The organism is Motilimonas thetidivivens, assembly GCF_046452435.1.
Lineage (GTDB): Bacteria > Pseudomonadota > Gammaproteobacteria > Enterobacterales > CBDFNC01 > Motilimonas.
Genome location: NZ_JBKFDK010000018.1, coordinates 43,403 through 60,276 on the forward strand (window position 1 = coordinate 43,403; position 16,874 = coordinate 60,276).

18 protein-coding genes are annotated in these 16,874 nt (G+C 45.8%); 10 read left to right on the forward strand and 8 right to left on the reverse strand.

The window, feature by feature from the left end; translation table 11 throughout:
- Positions 1-56 precede the first annotated feature (56 nt).
- Complete coding sequence (locus tag ACK8OT_RS13615) at positions 57-809, forward strand: hypothetical protein (RefSeq protein ID WP_410197069.1); 753 nt, start codon at positions 57-59, stop codon at positions 807-809.
- On the opposite strand, the gene ACK8OT_RS13620 is transcribed toward ACK8OT_RS13615, so the two are convergent.
- Entirely contained in the window at positions 806-1,798 is a 993-nt protein-coding gene (locus ACK8OT_RS13620; protein WP_410197070.1) for a metal-dependent hydrolase, read from the reverse strand. The two genes, ACK8OT_RS13615 and ACK8OT_RS13620, sit on opposite strands and share 4 nt — an antisense overlap.
- A 73-nt stretch (positions 1,799-1,871) precedes the next feature.
- Between ACK8OT_RS13620 and ACK8OT_RS13625 the strand changes: the two genes are divergently transcribed.
- Positions 1,872-2,540, forward strand: coding sequence for a DUF2161 family putative PD-(D/E)XK-type phosphodiesterase (locus ACK8OT_RS13625; protein WP_410197071.1), 669 nt, complete (start codon positions 1,872-1,874; stop codon positions 2,538-2,540).
- Between the two features lie 31 nt (positions 2,541-2,571).
- Here ACK8OT_RS13625 and ACK8OT_RS13630 read toward each other — a convergent pair whose 3' ends face one another.
- Positions 2,572-2,898, reverse strand: a complete 327-nt coding sequence (locus ACK8OT_RS13630; RefSeq protein WP_410197072.1) for a hypothetical protein — start codon at positions 2,896-2,898, stop codon at positions 2,572-2,574.
- Positions 2,899-3,081: 183 nt separating this feature from the next.
- Between ACK8OT_RS13630 and ACK8OT_RS13635 the strand changes: the two genes are divergently transcribed.
- Positions 3,082-3,624, forward strand: a complete 543-nt coding sequence (locus ACK8OT_RS13635) for a hypothetical protein (RefSeq protein ID WP_410197073.1) — start codon at positions 3,082-3,084, stop codon at positions 3,622-3,624.
- Positions 3,625-3,668: 44 nt separating this feature from the next.
- Here the strand turns inward: ACK8OT_RS13635 and ACK8OT_RS13640 are convergent, their stop codons facing one another.
- A complete protein-coding gene (locus tag ACK8OT_RS13640) occupies positions 3,669-5,768 on the reverse strand; it encodes a sensor domain-containing diguanylate cyclase (protein WP_410197074.1) in 2,100 nt (699 codons plus the stop codon).
- 91 nt (positions 5,769-5,859) lie between these two features.
- Positions 5,860-6,555, reverse strand: coding sequence for an NUDIX hydrolase (locus tag ACK8OT_RS13645; protein ID WP_410197075.1), 696 nt, complete (start codon positions 6,553-6,555; stop codon positions 5,860-5,862).
- 230 nt (positions 6,556-6,785) lie between these two features.
- Between ACK8OT_RS13645 and nadE the strand changes: the two genes are divergently transcribed.
- From nadE to ACK8OT_RS13665, 4 genes are all read left to right on the forward strand, one after another.
- Positions 6,786-7,616: an ammonia-dependent NAD(+) synthetase gene (nadE, locus tag ACK8OT_RS13650; RefSeq protein WP_410197076.1), complete on the forward strand. Its 831-nt coding sequence runs from the start codon at positions 6,786-6,788 to the stop codon at positions 7,614-7,616.
- 102 nt (positions 7,617-7,718) lie between these two features.
- The gene (locus ACK8OT_RS13655; protein ID WP_410197077.1) at positions 7,719-8,375 is read left to right on the forward strand and encodes a UPF0149 family protein; all 657 of its coding nucleotides are present in this window, start codon (positions 7,719-7,721) and stop codon (positions 8,373-8,375) included.
- A 12-nt stretch (positions 8,376-8,387) separates the two neighbouring features.
- A complete protein-coding gene (locus ACK8OT_RS13660; protein WP_410197078.1) occupies positions 8,388-8,876 on the forward strand; it encodes a hypothetical protein in 489 nt (162 codons plus the stop codon).
- A 2-nt stretch (positions 8,877-8,878) separates the two neighbouring features.
- Entirely contained in the window at positions 8,879-9,232 is a 354-nt protein-coding gene (locus tag ACK8OT_RS13665) for a DUF6572 domain-containing protein (RefSeq protein ID WP_410197079.1), read from the forward strand.
- Between the two features lie 13 nt (positions 9,233-9,245).
- On the opposite strand, the gene ACK8OT_RS13670 is transcribed toward ACK8OT_RS13665, so the two are convergent.
- The 4 genes from ACK8OT_RS13670 to ACK8OT_RS13685 all read right to left on the reverse strand — a co-directional run bounded on the left by ACK8OT_RS13670 (position 9,246) and on the right by ACK8OT_RS13685 (position 12,122).
- On the reverse strand, positions 9,246-9,932 hold the full coding sequence (locus ACK8OT_RS13670) for a pseudouridine synthase (protein ID WP_410197080.1): 687 nt from the start codon (positions 9,930-9,932) through the stop codon (positions 9,246-9,248).
- Positions 9,933-9,999: 67 nt separating this feature from the next.
- Entirely contained in the window at positions 10,000-10,782 is a 783-nt protein-coding gene (locus ACK8OT_RS13675) for an ABC transporter substrate-binding protein (protein ID WP_410197081.1), read from the reverse strand.
- 102 nt (positions 10,783-10,884) lie between these two features.
- Complete coding sequence (locus ACK8OT_RS13680; RefSeq protein ID WP_410197082.1) at positions 10,885-11,076, reverse strand: hypothetical protein; 192 nt, start codon at positions 11,074-11,076, stop codon at positions 10,885-10,887.
- Positions 11,077-11,177: 101 nt separating this feature from the next.
- Positions 11,178-12,122: a DUF3369 domain-containing protein gene (locus tag ACK8OT_RS13685; RefSeq protein WP_410197083.1), complete on the reverse strand. Its 945-nt coding sequence runs from the start codon at positions 12,120-12,122 to the stop codon at positions 11,178-11,180.
- Positions 12,123-12,415: 293 nt separating this feature from the next.
- On the opposite strand from ACK8OT_RS13685, the gene leuA reads away from it, so the two are divergent.
- The 3 genes from leuA (at position 12,416) to ACK8OT_RS13700 (ending at position 16,833) form a co-directional block, all read left to right on the forward strand.
- Entirely contained in the window at positions 12,416-14,101 is a 1,686-nt protein-coding gene (leuA, locus tag ACK8OT_RS13690; protein WP_410197084.1) for a 2-isopropylmalate synthase, read from the forward strand.
- A gap of 144 nt (positions 14,102-14,245) precedes the next feature.
- Positions 14,246-14,722: a copper resistance protein NlpE gene (locus tag ACK8OT_RS13695; protein WP_410197085.1), complete on the forward strand. Its 477-nt coding sequence runs from the start codon at positions 14,246-14,248 to the stop codon at positions 14,720-14,722.
- Between the two features lie 179 nt (positions 14,723-14,901).
- Complete coding sequence (locus tag ACK8OT_RS13700; RefSeq protein WP_410197086.1) at positions 14,902-16,833, forward strand: immunity 49 family protein; 1,932 nt, start codon at positions 14,902-14,904, stop codon at positions 16,831-16,833.
- The last annotated feature ends 41 nt before the right edge of the window (positions 16,834-16,874 follow it).

A 16,874-nucleotide genomic window follows, 5' to 3' on the forward strand; every position in this document is an offset into this window, starting at 1 on the left:
GCAAAACAAGATGGGTCAGCTCATTGGTTTATAGGTGCATAGCGTAGGGAGGTTAAATGCAAACTAGCTTCATCACGTTATTGTTCTGCTTGTACTGTTATTTATTGAGTGCTTCTGCAATCGCTGCGCCGCGTATCGTGGTCGGCGGTTCAGATAATTTAAAACAGTCTGTTTATGGGATTTGGGCTGAGTTGATCTATCGGGATGCGTTTCAACGCCTTGGCTATGAATTCGAATATTTGGGCTTTCCAGCGGCTAGAGTGGCAAGAGTCTTTATGGAAGGCAAGCTGGATGGAGAAGTCAATCGCATTGCCAGCTATGGCCAAGGAAGACCCGACTTGATTCGAGTGAGCGAATCTCACTTTGCCATGAACAGTGTCGCTTATAGCCATATTGCTGGATTAAAGATTGAAAATTGGCAGAGTTTTAATGAGCTAGCGTACCGAGTTGAATACCGTAACGGCTCTAAGTTGTTTGAAATGGAAATCCCCCCGCGCATGCCAAGTGATTTAGTCAGTAAGGTCACCACCACAGATCAAGGCGTGAAGCGCTTGATCCTTAAGCGAACCGATGTTTTCTTAGAGTTAGATTTATCGGTTGAAGACGTTTTAGCTAAGTTAGATCCTCAGTTATATGATACCCAGTCCATAAAGGCGGTGGCGACGTTAGCAAACAAACCCAGTTATTTATTTCTGCACCGTAAACATCAAAAACTGGCCGATGAAATCGCAGTTACCCTGCGGGAAATGAAGCAACAAGGTGTGATAGAACGCTATCGCCAGCAAGCCATAGCGTTACATCCTCATTAGTTTTTCGCTATGTTGCGATAGCGTTCAACTAGCTGCGAAAAATCAGCCTTAGGTTGCGGTAGTTGAATGGGTGTCATGGCTTGCCAAGCGGTGGTAGAGGTTGCTTCTACTGTGCTGGTTTCGGCAATGGCAAAGCTAAATGGATAATAACCACCCATACCTAAACGCAAATCCGTGGCATGCAGTTGATCGTCAACTTGGCTAAATTGCAGTAAACCACTGCTAAACCATTCTAAACGACTTAAATATGGCGATTCGAAATCTGTCAGCTGATCGCGGCCTGTGCTGTGCTGCTGCCATTGAATGGGCTGGTTATTAAATACATAGGTAAAGCCCTCGCTGTAACTGTCACCCTGATAACGCAACACGCGCCACGCCAAGATGTTAAACGGGGTTGGCGCAACAAATATTGTTTGGGCGTTAGGGTGTTGAGCGTAGACCTGCTCCTGCACTTGCCATTTGGCCAATTGGCTGGCGCCTAAATAACCACAACTTATGGCGAGCGCCCAAGTGTTAATTCGCTGCCAACGCGTTGGTTGTTTAGAAATGGCTAAACCTATACCCGCTATTAGCAAGGGTAAGGTGTAAAGGGGGTCGATAATAAACACACTTGACCAAGACACCGGCGGTGTCGTGAGCGGCCACCAAATTTGGGTGCCATAGGTGGTGAACGAATCCAGTAAAGGGTGGGTGATCAGCGCCAGCCAGATAACCAAAAATCCGGCGATGGGGTGGGCGCGTACACTTTGCCAGTATTGTCTGGCCAATAAAAACAATACCCCAGCTAAGGCCGACAGCACAAATAACGAATGACTAAAACCACGATGGCTGGTGTAGTTGGCTATATCATCGCCATAATTTATGACTACATCCATGTCCGGTAAGGTGCCTAATAGGGCACCCGCAAGCAGCACCTTTTTGCCAAAAGGTTTGTAACCAATCGCGGCGGCAACCGAAGCGCCGAGGGCAATTTGCGTGACTGAGTCCATAACAGTTTTCGTCCTTTCGCGTTAAGATATATCGACATATCAGGGTTTACATTAATACAGTAGCTTACGAAGCATGACAATAAAACGATTAGAAACGGATCTCTACCCCCCGATTAAAGCCATGCTGGAAGCCCAAGGATTCAACGTTAAAGGGGAAATAAAACAGTGCGATGTTATGGCGGTGCGCCAAGATGACGTGCTGGTGGTGGAGCTTAAAAACACCCTCAATCTCACCTTAATTTTGCAAGCAGTAGAGCGCCTTGCCTTAACCGATTACGTTTACATAGCCGTGCCGGCCGATTGCGCCCCGTTAAAAAAGCAGCAAAAAAGCATCATTAAGTTGCTACGTCGTTTGGGAATAGGTTTGATTGTGGTGGCCTTTGTCGGTGAGCAAACCTATGTTGAAACCTTGGTTTCCATTGGCGATTACCAACCTCGCAAAAATAACAGCAAGAAGAAGTTAGTTCTCAATGAGTTTCATCAACGCCAAGGCGATCCTGAGCTAGGTGGAGCCAGCAGTCACAGTAAAAAAATGACGGTCTATCGGCAGCGGATGATCCGGATTGCCCAGTATCTAGAGCAGCATGGCGCCACTAAAGCGGCAATATTGGCCAAAGCCATTGATGAGCCCAAAGCAGGAAGCATGTTATCAGCAGATTTATATAGCTGGTTTCAACGCGTTAGCACGGGCGTATACCAGTTATCGGCGCAGGGAAAGGAAGAGCTTAAACATTGGTGTTGAGCCATATGCTTAAGTGGTGAATATGCATCAGCTATTGGCTGGCGATGATCCGGCGATAACTCATATCTCTGGTCATTAGGCCTGCCATATTCAGTTTGTTGGCGAGCTCAATGGGAGCTACATCGGCAAATTGGTTTTGGGCAAATTTTAAGCCACTCACTATCACCTCGTCGCCTTCGCGGTGAGATATAAATAGCTCAAAGCTGCGTAAGGTTTGTAACTCTTGCTGCAGCGCATCCAAACTAACTTGATCGGTAATGGCAAAGCTGCGCACTTGGTGCTGGTAATAAAGCATGACTTGTTTAAAGCCTTGTATTTCGTTCATGCGTGCTATTGCTTGAGATAATGACATTTCCATGGTACTTCCTGCCTTTTGTCGCTAGTTTTAATGCTTCTGTATTACAGGCTTGTTAAACGTCAAAAAAGTATTTCAAGGTTAAAATATAATTACGTCAATTTGTTGCATATGGATTAATTTAGTTAGTAATAGCTGATAAAGTAATCGCTGGATCGTGGCTAAGATATTATTTTGGAGGAAAAAATGAAGGGATTGACGTCGTTGGTTGTGGCGCTAGGGATTGCCGTTGCGGGATACTACTTTCTTGCTGCCCCCGAGTCACTGCAAACCTATTATTTTAAAAGCATCCCTGTGGCGGTCGATACACGTGCAGATCTCAAAGTTGAGCAGCAAGCTACCGACCAAGTTAGCTTTGAAATTGTTAATTCTATTCCCCAAGATAAGGTAGCCTTGACCGGATTGGTATTTAGTTCGGTGGTTGATACGTTAGATCAGGACTCAATCGAAGAGCTAGATCAACAGAGCTTTCAAGAATTAATTAATAAAGTGGGTCAGCAGCTGCCCGAAAATGCTGTGGTATTAAAAGAGCGTGGTTTTATCGAACAGGCAGGACAGCGTGGCTATCGAGTGGTGTTTGATTTGGATTTAAATGGTAAGCCATTACAAATGGAGCAGCGCATGTTCGTTTACCAAGGGCATATGTTGTTATTAATGAGTAAGCACCAAGGCAAACTCAGTGATAAAAACACGGCTGCCGCTTTCTTTGACTCGGTCGCCTTTTTATAAACTGACTTGTCCCTTATTAAGCCAAAATCGCCCGAACTGGGCGATTAGCCGGATTGAAATATGGCGAGGCGATTCTTGCCTTGACGTTTAGCTTGATACAGTGCGATATCGGCCTGATTGAGTAAGGTTTTTACTTCAGATGGTGCCGCTAAATTAAGCGAGGTCATGCCGGCAGAAATCGTCACCTTGCCTAATATTGCATGCTGATGTGGAATGGCTAAATCCACTATGCTGGCGATGGCTTGGTTGATCCGTGTTACGGCCTCTTGTTGGGTCTGACCAAGTATCACCAGAGCAAACTCCTCACCACCAAAGCGCGCCAAGGTATCATCGGCGCGACGAAAATGCTGAGCCAACAAGGCTGCTACCTGCTTAAGTGCATTATCTCCTTCAATATGGCCATAATGGTCGTTGTAAGATTTAAAGAAGTCGATATCTAGCATCACAATATGCAAGCTTAGCTGCTGGCGACAGGCCCGCTGCAGAGCTTGCTGCAAACTGGTATCCAATGAGCGGCGGTTGGCTACGCCTGTTAACGGATCGGTTTTAATCAGATGGTTAAGCTGCGCGTTGGTCTGGGCTAAGGCTTGATTGCTCGCTTCTAGCTGTTGGGTTCGCTCGGTTACCTTTTGCTCAAGTTCTATATTGAGCTGAATAAGGTTTTGTTCAGCCTGCTTACGCGCAATCATTTCTGATACTGTGGTGCCAAAAATGCGTATCAATTGCTGGGAATAAAGGCTCAGGGCGTAACCATTGATCAGGTTGTCAGCAAATAAAAAGCCAATAATCTGATTATTGCTACGCAGTTGTAAAATCGCATTCCATCCTGTCCCCACTGGGCGATTGTCATGATAAAGGGTAGCTGGGTCTTCGATGGCTAAGAAATCTTCGTTTTGAATGGCCTGTTTGATCAAATCGCTCTTGGGCGTGGGGGTGTTGTACCAAGTTTCATCAACAATATTACCGTGGATGTCGGTGCCGTAAGTACCGCGAAGGGTGGTGCCATTGTCATCGCTCAAGAAAATAGCCACCCGATCTAACATTAATTGTTGTCTTGCTAAAGAAACCGCTTGATAGCAAACATCTAATTCTGTTTTGGCCGCCGAGAGCGTTTCGCTACTGTTATAGAGCATTTTGAGGCTTTCTTCGGCCCGTTTACGCACTAAGATTTGGCTAAACATGTAAGCAAAAGAGCGCAGTAGCTCTTTTTCGTAGGGGCTAATGGGGCGTTTGTTGATTAGATTGTCTAACGCTATCCAACCGAGCAGGTTGTTGCCATCGCGTAGCACCAACATGGCATTCCAGCCATGCCCCACGATGTTCTGGTTACTAAATAGAGGTACCTCCTCTAAAACGATAAAATACTCTTGGGTATGCAAACAAGTATGCATGAACAAGGGAGACATCTTGTGCATATCATAAACATGACTATGTTCGTCGGTGGTATTACCTTGTTCATCGGTGCCGTAAGTGGGGTTAATGGTTGACGACTGGGGATTGAGTAAAAACAGTGCTGCGCGATCGAAATTGAGAGGGGAGCGCAAGCTTTCCACTGCCTCGCGGTGTAGCTGATTGAGCGAGTCGGCATTACTTAATTGTAAGTTGATGTTTTGCAGTAATATGAGCGACTCCGTAAATTTACTCGAATCGCCCTTTGCTGCTTGCTCCATGTTTTCGCTGGCGGCGCTGAATTGAACATGAACTTGTTGATAGCCGTCTAGTTGAAGGCGATAGCCAAATTGTCGCAATAGGCTTTCAAATAGTGGCGTTTCTCGAAACCCATCCAAATCAAATTGCGATGCCTGAAAGGCAATGCAGAGGCGTGTGTTCACTCGCGCTGGCCAAACCAACATTTGCCAATCTTGGTCACAGTGCTGGTGGTGCCAAGTCGCTTGACGATGGGTAATGGGAAAACCAAGGTGCTTGATTAAGTCGGCATCATTTTCAGCTGTAAATTGACAGGGTTGCTCGCCACATTGGGTTGCTAATAAGTGTGGTTTAGGATGCAAATCGATGACGCAAGCTTGAGTAGCCTTGGTGGCCATGCAAAAAGCTTCAAGTAACAGCGCCAAAACATCAGTTTGTTGATTACAGCGATCAAGCTGACGTTGAATATCGTAAATTCGTTGCGAGAGTAAATCCAAACCCCATCTCTCCAAATACTTCGGTATCGCTATATCATAACGATAAATATAGTGTTGAGTTACTCATTTTGTATACTTTGCAGCCATGACCCTATGGTTCGTTGCTATGAGTCGTCTCTGGCGCTGTGTTGCTATGGCCTTTCATTAATTGGTCAAAATGCACTAATAGGTGCTGTTCGGCGCAGCGATAGAGCGCCGCTGGGCGATTCTGGCTTCTATCTTGCTCGCCAGTTGCAACCAAGATATCTGGTCGATTAAGACGGCGACGAAAAGCCGCCTTGGGGAGTTTACTGCGTAAAATGGTCTCATAGGCGTCTTGCAGCTCTGGTAGGGTAAACTGATCCGCAAAAAAATAGACTGGCAAGCTGGAGTATTGCGTTTTATTGATCAAACGTAGCAAGGCTTGCTGAATGAGCGACAAATGATCAAAGGCCAGATTAACTTTAGAATTAATTAAATCAAACACATTGATCCATTTACAGTGTGGGTTGACCTTTTGTTCGGGGTCAATAATGGCGAGGAATAGGCAGCATATAGACCAATCGCGCGGATCTCGGTGGTTATTGGCCAGGGTGTTTACTTGTTCTAGATATCGCCACGCTAGGTTTGCCCTTTGTTGCAATACTCGGGAGGCGGTATCTTTTATATCCGTGTCTTGCTCCGCTAAGATGCCGCCGCCAATCAGCCCGAATTGATTGATAAACGGTTCAATTTTACGCTTATGCAACAGCACCTGCAGTTGCCCTTGTTGTAGTCTAAAACAACAAACCTCTATGGTGCCGATCATGATATATCCCCGCTAAATATTAAGTTCTAATTAAATACTTATATGAAATTTAGATATTTTTTGACTATTGGTAAAGGCTTTCCCGAAACTATTTTGGCGTTGAGTGAATAGGCTTATACCGCTAGCGAGCAAGATTATTTGTGCTGGTTGTCATCAGGCTACTTTGCCCAGCGCCTTGATAGTGCTAAATTTGTCCATTTACCAATGCGAATAATAAGGGTGACAAAGCAATGAAAGCGCAGATTTTGGCTGAGATGAGGGTACAAGCCGAGATAGATGTTGAGTTTGAGATCAAACGACGCATCGAGTTTATCCAGTCGTGCCTGACCCAATCTGGCTGTAAAAGCTTGGTCTTAGGCATCAGTGGTGGCGTTGACTCAAGTACGGCCGGGCGGCTTTGTCAATTAGCCATCGAAGGCTTGAACCAAGCGCAAGGCTGTGAGGATTATCGTTTTATTGCGATGCGCTTGCCATACGGAATTCAACAAGATGAAGATGAAGCCCAGCTCGCGCTTGAATTTATTCAGCCGAGTCATCGCGTTACCGTTAATATTGAAGCTGCGGTTGAAGGCTTACATGACGCCAGTTTAGCCGGTTTGGCGGACGCTGGATTGGCTTTACCCGATGCCGGTGCGGTTGATTTTGTTAAAGGTAATGTCAAAGCCCGACAGCGTATGGTGGCACAATATGAAATTGCCGGCCTGACCCAAGGTTTAGTGGTTGGCACCGATCATAGCGCGGAAAATATTACCGGCTTCTACACTAAGTTTGGTGATGGTGCATGCGATTTAGCGCCGTTATTTGGTTTAAATAAACGTCAGGTAAGGGCATTGGCTGCGCATTTAGGCGCGCCAGCGGTATTGGTACATAAAGCGCCCACGGCGGATTTAGAGTCGCTTAAACCGCAACTGGAAGATGAGGTTGCCCTTGGCATGAGTTATGACCAAATAGATGATTTTCTTGAAGGTAAAACCGTGCCTGCCGAGGTAGAAGCTAAATTGATCGCTATCTATCAACGCACTCAACATAAACGTCGACCTATCCCAACGATTTACGATTAATAACTAATGGGCTGGCCCACTGAATTATATCAGTGCTAGCCCTAAGCAATAGCAAGCAACCATTACGCTATACTCTTTAGTGCCAATATTGGAACAACCGACGTGGAATTAGCTTCAAGTTTAAGTCAGCAAGACGAAGTGCTGCTATCGGCCTGGTTAAACAGTGCCGACACCCCTAACAATACCTTTTCATTGATGGCGACGAAGGGCTTTTTATTTGCCTTGGTATGTGCGCCTAAGCCGGTGCCGACCGATGTTTGGTTAGCACAAATTTTGGGCGGGCAGTTGCCGAGCGATATTGCCGAAGACAAATTGTTCGCTTTGATCACCTTACACAATCAAATCAGCCAGCAAGTTTATGAGCAAGGCATGCAATTACCGGAGCAATTGGAGTTTTCGGCTGGATGTGATGCTAACTTTCTGGCTGGTCATCCTCTGCATGAATGGTGTCTTGGCTTTGCGGCCGGCAGTGCCGATTATGCCGAAGCCCTCCTCGATGCGCTGCCGGAAGATGAAGAGCTCACCGAAGCATTTTCGATGGCGTACATGACCTTGAGCTTTTTTGCCAGTAAAGACAATGCGCAAGGAATTGTTGAGTTGCAAGATGATGCGGATCTAGGGCGTTTTAGCCAAGAGATGTATGACTTAATGCCCGATTTCTGTCTTGGCTTTGCTGCTTTGGTTGAGCAAGCAGCGCTGGCATCTGGGTTAATTGAAGAAGATGACTGGGACGAGGACAGTTCCGATATGGCAGATTAAAGCAGGCGTACGATGACAGAGCAAATCATTCACTGGATGCAGCAATTGGGTCAACAGCATCAGCAAGAGATGCATTCTTGTGAGGTGCTTGCACCTTACCTTCAAGGCTACTTTCCCGATGACTTTTTACGTCAATGTCGGTTTATGGTGGTTGATACCTTGCCTATGCCTGAGTTAGGCGGTATCAAGGGCATGTTGGCTAAACATTGGCTGCCTTCGCAGCTTAATTCCATTGCTTATCAGCATGGCTATTATATTTTGCGCCAACATGGTGATGATTGGAGCTTGCATTGTCGGGAGTTAGTGCATTTGGCACAGTGGCGTTATCTTGGCGCTAATGCTTTTTTAGAACACCTATATCAACAAGTTAAAAACAATGGCTATGAGCAAGCCAGCTTGGTTGCGATGGCTGAACAAGTGGTTTCTCATTTTCGTCAAGGCAGCGCAATCGACAACATCCCCGCCTTGGTGGAGCAGAGTTTACAAGCAGTAGAAGGTTAACAATGAGCGTAGAACAGCTAGATACGGTAGACCTTATTAGTATCGACAAAGAAAACGAAACCTTAGTATTAACTATTTTGGATGCATTGGAATGGGATGAGGAAGATGTGCATCTGTACACCTTGCAAACCAAGATAAATACCTATTTGGAATTTATTCGTACCGGTGAGGTCTATCAGGCCGAACCTGAAGCCAAGGGGATGCGCATGGCTATCGAAGCCATGTTTAAATACAAGCCCCACCAAGCGGGTGAGGCATTTTTGGCAAAGGTCGAAACCATGCTGTACGAGCAAGTTAAGGTGAAGTTTAGCTACGGGCCTAATCCTGCCACTGGCTATATTGTTAGCGACTCGTAATGCGTGTTGCCGCTTAAAAGGCGGCTATTTCTGCTGGCGTTAAATAGCGCCATTGCCCCTCGTTAAGATCGGTTAAATCCACCGGACCTACGCTGGCTCGATGCAGTTTAATGACCTTGTTGTTCAATGCCGCAAACATGCGTTTTACTTGGTGATACTTGCCTTCTTGTAAGGTGATCACCACGTGTGTCGGGGTGACGATTTCCAGTTTGGCTGGACGGGTAGGCTTGGTTTCGTTATGCAATAAAATGCCCGCTTCACATTGCGCTTGCGCATCGGCACAGATGGGCTCAGCGAGTTCAACATGATACACCTTGTGGCAGTGCTTTTTCGGCGAGGTGACACGGTGTGACCACTGCCCATCACTGGTCAACAATACTAATCCGGTGGTATCTACATCTAGGCGTCCGGCAGGATGCAATGGGTGTTGATGAGGTTGGTCTATTAAGTTTAAAACACAGGGATAAACTTCGTCTTGGGTCGCACAAATGTAGCCTTCAGGTTTGTATAGGGCAATATAGACGGGTCCTTGTCGCTGCAGCAATACCCCATCTAGCTCGATGGCTGCATCATCCTTTACCTTGTAACCTGGATCGGTAATTAATTCACCCGCGAGCCTAACGCGGCCTCTGGCAATGGCTTTTTTGGCTTCAGCTCGAGACCAAGGGGTGGCTTCACAGAGGAATTTATCTAGGCGCATAGAGCTCTCTTTAGACAACGGCAGAAGGCGTCAGTTTAATCAAGAATCTAGGTTAGCGCTAGCGATGTTAGCGATAATTCACTTTACGGCTCAGTTGATAGGTTGTGACAAGCTGGTCGATAACTCCTTTTTTATCAAGATCTTGAATTAACATTAGGAGTTCATCGTAACTGATTGCCGCTGAGTGGCTTAAGAGTACCTGATGCTGATAACGCTGATCCCAACGCTCTGAGCTAATGATTTGCTCTTTTGACTCAGGGTGCTGCCTAAAATAGTGCTGCAAATAAGACCATGTCACTGGGGCTACCTCGCCACGGCCGCGCAATATGGCCTCTATGCTGGCATTGTTATTGGTGACAAAGGTGACGTCAAATTGCTTTCTTAATATCGCTTTATCCGTCAAATCATTGGTGATGTTGTAATGATAGCCTTCAACGAGCACCAATTTTTTAGTGGCAAGATCGGTAAAGTAATTTGCTGAGCTTGCCGGATCTTTTTTCGCTATGTAGACCTCACCGTCATCGATGGGCAAGGGTAAGGTATAGAAGTCTGCGTGTTGCCAGCCCCACATCTTATTTTCAAAAAACATCAATTCGAAGCGATTGCGGCTAAACGCTTGATAGCGATATGGGCTTGATGTTGAAACAAAGGTGAATTGATACTTATCTTGGATCAGATTGAGCTGTTCAATCAAATCTAGGGTTAAACCTGAATACTCGCCACTAGCCGATTTGGTAACATAAGGCGCAAAGGGGTAACCGCCAACTTTTACTAAGGTTTTGGTTAAGCCATAAGGAGAGAGGCAAAGTAAGCTAAGTAACAGCAAGTGTAGCGATAAACGCTTGAACATAGGATTGATTATTTCTTTCTGGTCAAAGATAAAATAAATATAGCTTTTTTATCTATGCTTTGACCAGTCGCAGGATGGTTTTATGCCGATATTATCGAATTTTTATAGATTTATTCGAGGTGGAGTCGATGTTTCCCACAATGGCGTAAAGGTGATTTCCTCATCTAACATATCACGGCTTACCTGAAAGCTGTTGCCCTTATCATTTTGGTGAGTGAGCACAACCTCTTTTCTTTGTCTTTGCTTTTGTTTAGTGGTTTTATCGTAATCAGCGTAGAAAATAATGTGAGCCATCTATTCATCCTCCTTTAGTGATAACTAGGACTATAAGAAGGATGCGGTCAAACGACTATTAGGGATTACCCATATAACTCAGAGCATAGTGTGAGCTAGGCTTATTTTTTATGAAATGCACTGAAAGCGGTTGCAACATGATGGCAATAAACCTCAATAAGGTGTTGATCATACTCTGAGAATTCATGGCGAGGTTTCCCCCTTGAATAGAGAATATGCTCAGAGCCTTCCGCCGTTTTGAAATAGGCAATGTAGCGATCGCCGTAATATAAGTTGTTTTGGGTGCGGTGCACTTCATTTAGTTCGGCTTGGATCTCGGGGGGTAATTCACGAAGGACCTTGTCGGAGTAGGCGGCAAATTCACCTATGCCGACTAATACTTCTTTGTCATCTCCATTATGAGCCGTGCGATAATATAAGGCGTCATCGCCTAGGTGCAGTAAGGTTGTGATTTGACGCAGCACATGACTGGCGAAGTCATGAATGGCTTGCTCGTGTAATAGCTCATGAGAATATTTAATCATGGCTTCAAGATTGTGTTTGGTGATCTCGATAGCTTGAATATCACGGTAGTTTCTTAACGAAGCAAAGATAGTTGTGCGTAATTTTTGTGACGTTAACTCTGATTTTTCTTTGTAGTCATTAATATCGTATTCCACGATCACATTTAGCTCGGGTGCTTGGCCGGGCTGACCGGTGCGTAAAATGATGCGTGTTTGGGTGTTTTGCAGCTCATTTCGCACAAATTTCACCACATCAAGACCGGCGTGATCGGTTTCCATCACAACATCTAAAAACATCAGGGCGGTGTCAGGGTGTTCTTGAATTAAACGCTTGGCTTCAGCGCCAGAATAAGCACTGATGGTTTTGACCGGTAAACCCATGAACTGCATTTGGTGGGTGACCATGCGAGTGACCGAGTGAATGTCTTGTTCATCATCGACAATCATCACCTTCCAAAAACGATCTTCTTTGGCTTGGCTTGTCGGCTTAGCTGCGCTTGGTTCGTCATCCTCAAAGATCAGGATTTCATCATCATCCACCATAAGGTCGCCTTTTTGTCGATGTTATTTTAAGAAGGATTACTAGGTTTTAGACGCCAGCCTGCTTGGTGTCTAGAAAAATATAATAATAATGCTAAGTAAAGCATATCGTTCAAAAACCGTCATGTCATGTCAATCTGGATGATATTGAGTGATATATTGCGCAATGTATATAAAACTTGGGTATGTGTTGCGCTATTTTTACTTAATGTAATGTATTTAGCTAAGATATTGCCAATCCTTCTCTTTATACTAGCAGCAATTAAAAAAATCATTGTTTGTTGCTAAGGGTTTGTATGTCATCGTTTAACCATAAGAAATATCAAGCGTTTCAACCAATTAAAATGGTCAATAGAACATGGCCAGATAAGGTGATTGAACAAGCGCCGCTATGGTGTAGCGTGGATTTACGCGATGGCAACCAAGCGCTTATCGAGCCGATGTCGGTAGAGCAGAAAAAAGTGCTGTGGGCCTTGTTGGTTAAAGTTGGCTTTAAAGAAATCGAAGTGGGTTTTCCTGCCGCCTCTCAACCCGACTTTGATTTTGTACGTTGGTTGATAGAAGAAGACCAGATCCCTGATGACGTAACCATCCAAGTGCTAACTCAAGCCCGTCCGGCCTTAATCGAGCGCAGTTTTGAAGCGTTAAAGGGTGCGAAACGTGCCGTGGTGCATCTATATAATTCCACTTCAACGGTACAACGTGAGCAAGTATTTAAATTAGATCGCGCTGGCATTATTGATATTGCGGTTAAAGGCACCGAGTGTGTTAAAGCCCTTGCCCAAGCCAACCCAGAAACACAATGGACTTTGCAATATTCACCTGAGAGCTTTACCGGCACAGAATTAGACTTTGCGGTGGAAATTTGTGATGCCGTGGTCGCCACTTGGCAACCTGAAGGTGACGACAAGGTAATTATTAACTTGCCTGCCACGGTTGAAATGGCGACCCCGAATGTCTACGCCGACCAAATTGAATGGTTTATTAACCATGTTGCGAAACGCGACCAAATCATTATTAGTTTGCATACCCACAACGACCGTGGCTGTGGTGTGGCCGCCGCAGAGCTAGGCGTCATGGCGGGTGCCGATCGCATTGAAGGCACTTTATTAGGTAATGGTGAGCGTACCGGTAATATGGACGTGGTGACCATGGCGATGAACCTATACAGCCAAGGGATTGACCCTGAGTTAGACTTTTCTAACATAGATGAGGTGGTGCAGACCGTTAAGGCGTGTACTCAATTACCCGTGCACCCACGCCATCCTTATGCCGGTGAATTAGTGTTCACGGCATTTTCAGGTAGCCATCAGGATGCGATCAAGAAATGCTTGGCGCAGCGCCAAGAGGGCGACATTTGGAATGTGGCTTACTTGCCAATCGACCCAACCGACTTAGGCCGTGATTACCAAGAGGTGATCCGTATTAACAGTCAATCGGGTAAGGGCGGTATCGCTTGGATCTTAGAGCGCGAGTTAGGGGTGCAATTACCGCGCTGGGCGCAAATTGAATTCAGTGGTGTGGTGCAAAAAACCGCCGAGCAAACGGGCGCGGAAGTCTCACCTAATCAAATCAGCACCTTATTCAAGCAGACTTACCTATCGACCTCGGGCCCTTATGTATTAGGGGATTACCAAATCGAACGTAAGCAAAGCGATCACGTTAAGGCGCAGTTGAGCTACCAAGGTGAAGCGGCGCGTCAATTAACCATAGAAGGAATTGGTCGCGGTGCGTTAGACGCCTTTGTTAATGGTTTACAGCAACAAACCGGTTTACGTATCGATGTGATCGATTTCGCCGAGCACGCCATGACCTCGGGAGCTGAAGCCGAAGCCATCACTTATCTATTAGTGAAAATTCAAGACAGCCGAGTGCTAGGTATTGCGGTGCATCAAGATATTATGACGGCATCATTTAATGCGGTCGTTACGGCATTGAATATCTACAATGCTCAGCAGGAGCTCATTGCTAAAGCGGGTTGATGCTTGCAGTAACCCCGATAAACTTAGGCTATTATCCTGAGCAATAGGGGTTTTTCCTACTATACAGACACAGTGCTAGCTATTATGGTTGAGTCATTGACAGCATTCGATGCTGTGACTTGAAATTATTCTAGGAGCACTGCAATGAAACACGCATTACTTATTCCGTTATTAGGCAGCTTAGCATTGGTTGGTTGTCAGTCAGAGACGACGGAGACTAAGCCCACATCAGAGCCTGTTATTATTGAAGAAGTAATAGAAGAGGTTGTTGTGGTGGAAGAAGTGACGATAGCACCGCAGCTGCCCGTTGGTGATAGCGCGAAAGTGTCACTGGATTGGCCTGGCACCTATCGTGGCACCTTGCCTTGTAAAGATTGCGATGGCATCGAAATCTTATTAGAGCTTAAAGCCGACAATAGCTATGCCCTTAGCCGTAATTATCTAGGCAAAATGGGCGCGGCTGTGATTGAAGAAGCGCCATTTAGCTGGAATCAAGCCGGTAATACCATCACCTTAGCCGACGGCACCGAGTTGTTTGTCGGTGAAAACCGCCTCTGGTTAGTCGATGACAATGGCCAGCGTGTGATGGACGAAGCTCATCAGATTAATAAAGAGGGTTAACCTTCACCCTATCACGAAGTCATCGCTCTGTAATGCAATGAATGCTGGCATGAGTGATGGCTTTTGTGACACCTTGCATCCTGCTTGACCCCCCCACTTTACCCAAACATGCTAGGTCTTTATCATTGCCGATATTCATCACTAACAATGGCGTTGATTAAAACGTTAAAGGCGAGCAAATGGCAGTCTATCCGCATCATTTTAAACAGTTGATTCATGAACAAAATCGAATCGATTCAATTTCTTCCAACTTTATTGAATCTTTAGAGGAGTGGAATGAGTCTTATGAATGTTACTCGACAAAACATAATATGCTGGGTAGCGTATCTGATACACAAAGACTGCTTGGTTACAGCCAATTATTGGACGCGCCACAGGCCATGCGCCAGCGCGCCTTGATTAACCTAGGGCAAATGTATTACAACCCCATTTGCATGGCTGTTCATGTCGGCCAGCCAGTGACACTCACGTTGGAGCACAAAACCTACACAGGCGAAGCACAAAGTGACGATAACCTGATGTTTCACACTTGGTTAAATGCCTATGCCATCGCCATGATACTGCGCGACAGTGAGCAGCTTGCGGTTTTACACCGTTTAGATGAAGGCGTTTTTGCTAAGAATGCGGGTGTGAGTGGTGCAACAGCATTTAATAAAGTATTTATGCGTTTGCTGAAGGGGATTTTTACGCCGGGAGCCGATCTGGCTCAGCTGCTTGGCGATATCATTACCTATTCCGCGCCTGAGTATTTTGACGATGAATATTGTGCCAATGCTGTTTATCAACTTTACTTACCTGTCGCCGAGTTATTAGGGGTCGTACTCAGTACAGAGCGTGAAACGGGTTATCAAGGCGCACTGATTAAGGCATTAGATGCCCATAAGGCTTGGTACACCCGCAGCGAAATGGATCATTTTGACTCCGCAGGCTGGATATTCTTGCTGATCACTGCCATTGCTTCTTATTGCTATCACCAGTTTGGCATCTTGCCTGAGGTTGAAAGTGACTATATTCCTCTGTGGATGATCAAGGGTGAATTTATCGCCGAGTCTGAGCTACCACCCCTTGCTAGCTTTGCTGCGCAGATAAAAGGTGAGGCGCCTCTTGCTAGCACTTATACCAAGGCCGACTTCTTTATTCGCATTGACGGGATCATAGCCAATTCGCCAGATGAAACCAAGGTGCTCGATACCCTGAAAAAATGGGTGATCCGTGAAGCGATATTGCCTCCTTTATGCCCGATATTGGCACGGGAATATGATCTGGAAGCAGGCGATAAAGTCATTGCTGGTGAAGTCTTTATGGATTGCATGGGAGGGAACAACGAGCCCTTTTATATCGGCATTTACCCATTTGATCCTGTGATGTTGCCCGACATTGAAAGTTGGCCAACTAAGATAACCGCCATCATTGAACAGCTACTGGCTGATTTGCCCGATGAAGTGAGCATCAGCATTGACGTTAAGCCCATCGTTGCTGCGGCGCAACCCGAGCAGACCCAAGCGACAAGTGCTGATAGTGACGACGCAGAGCGTAATCAGGCAGACAGTTCCTTGGTGAATGAGACCAATAGCATGGTGGATATCATCAACCAGGTGCCGTTGAAAAACTATCGCCCCCGGCATTTTGTGATGACGAATAGTCTCACTTTTTGCTGTGATGAAGATGAGATACTGCTGAAATATAATGTGCTTGGTTATCGCGAAATTTGGTTAAACGGAGAGCGTCAGGTCAAAGGGTTTTCATTAAAAAGCAGTGTGGGTGACCACTTTGTGGCTAATGGCAACGAGTATCACGTCACTATCGCCATGATCAATTCAAAATCATTCAATGCGGGTATTTCGATTCATAAAAACCGACAAATACGTATGCTTTATGCCACCGCGCTACGTGCGCGTAAAATGTCGACCAAAGAATCCCTAAAAGCGAGGTGGGTGTACTTGCCTGTGTTGGCGGCCTTGTTTGCTACCTTAATACTATTACCTGTCCCTAAAGTGTTGGGGCTGGGAATATGCGTACTTGCTCTGATGCTGGCCCATTATTTTGACAAGCGAAATTTATTGGATTTTGAGCCTGCATTACCGCAGGACGGATCAGACCTGAGTGCTTAAACCAACCTTGCCGCATGGGGGAGCAGTCACGCCTCCAGCGG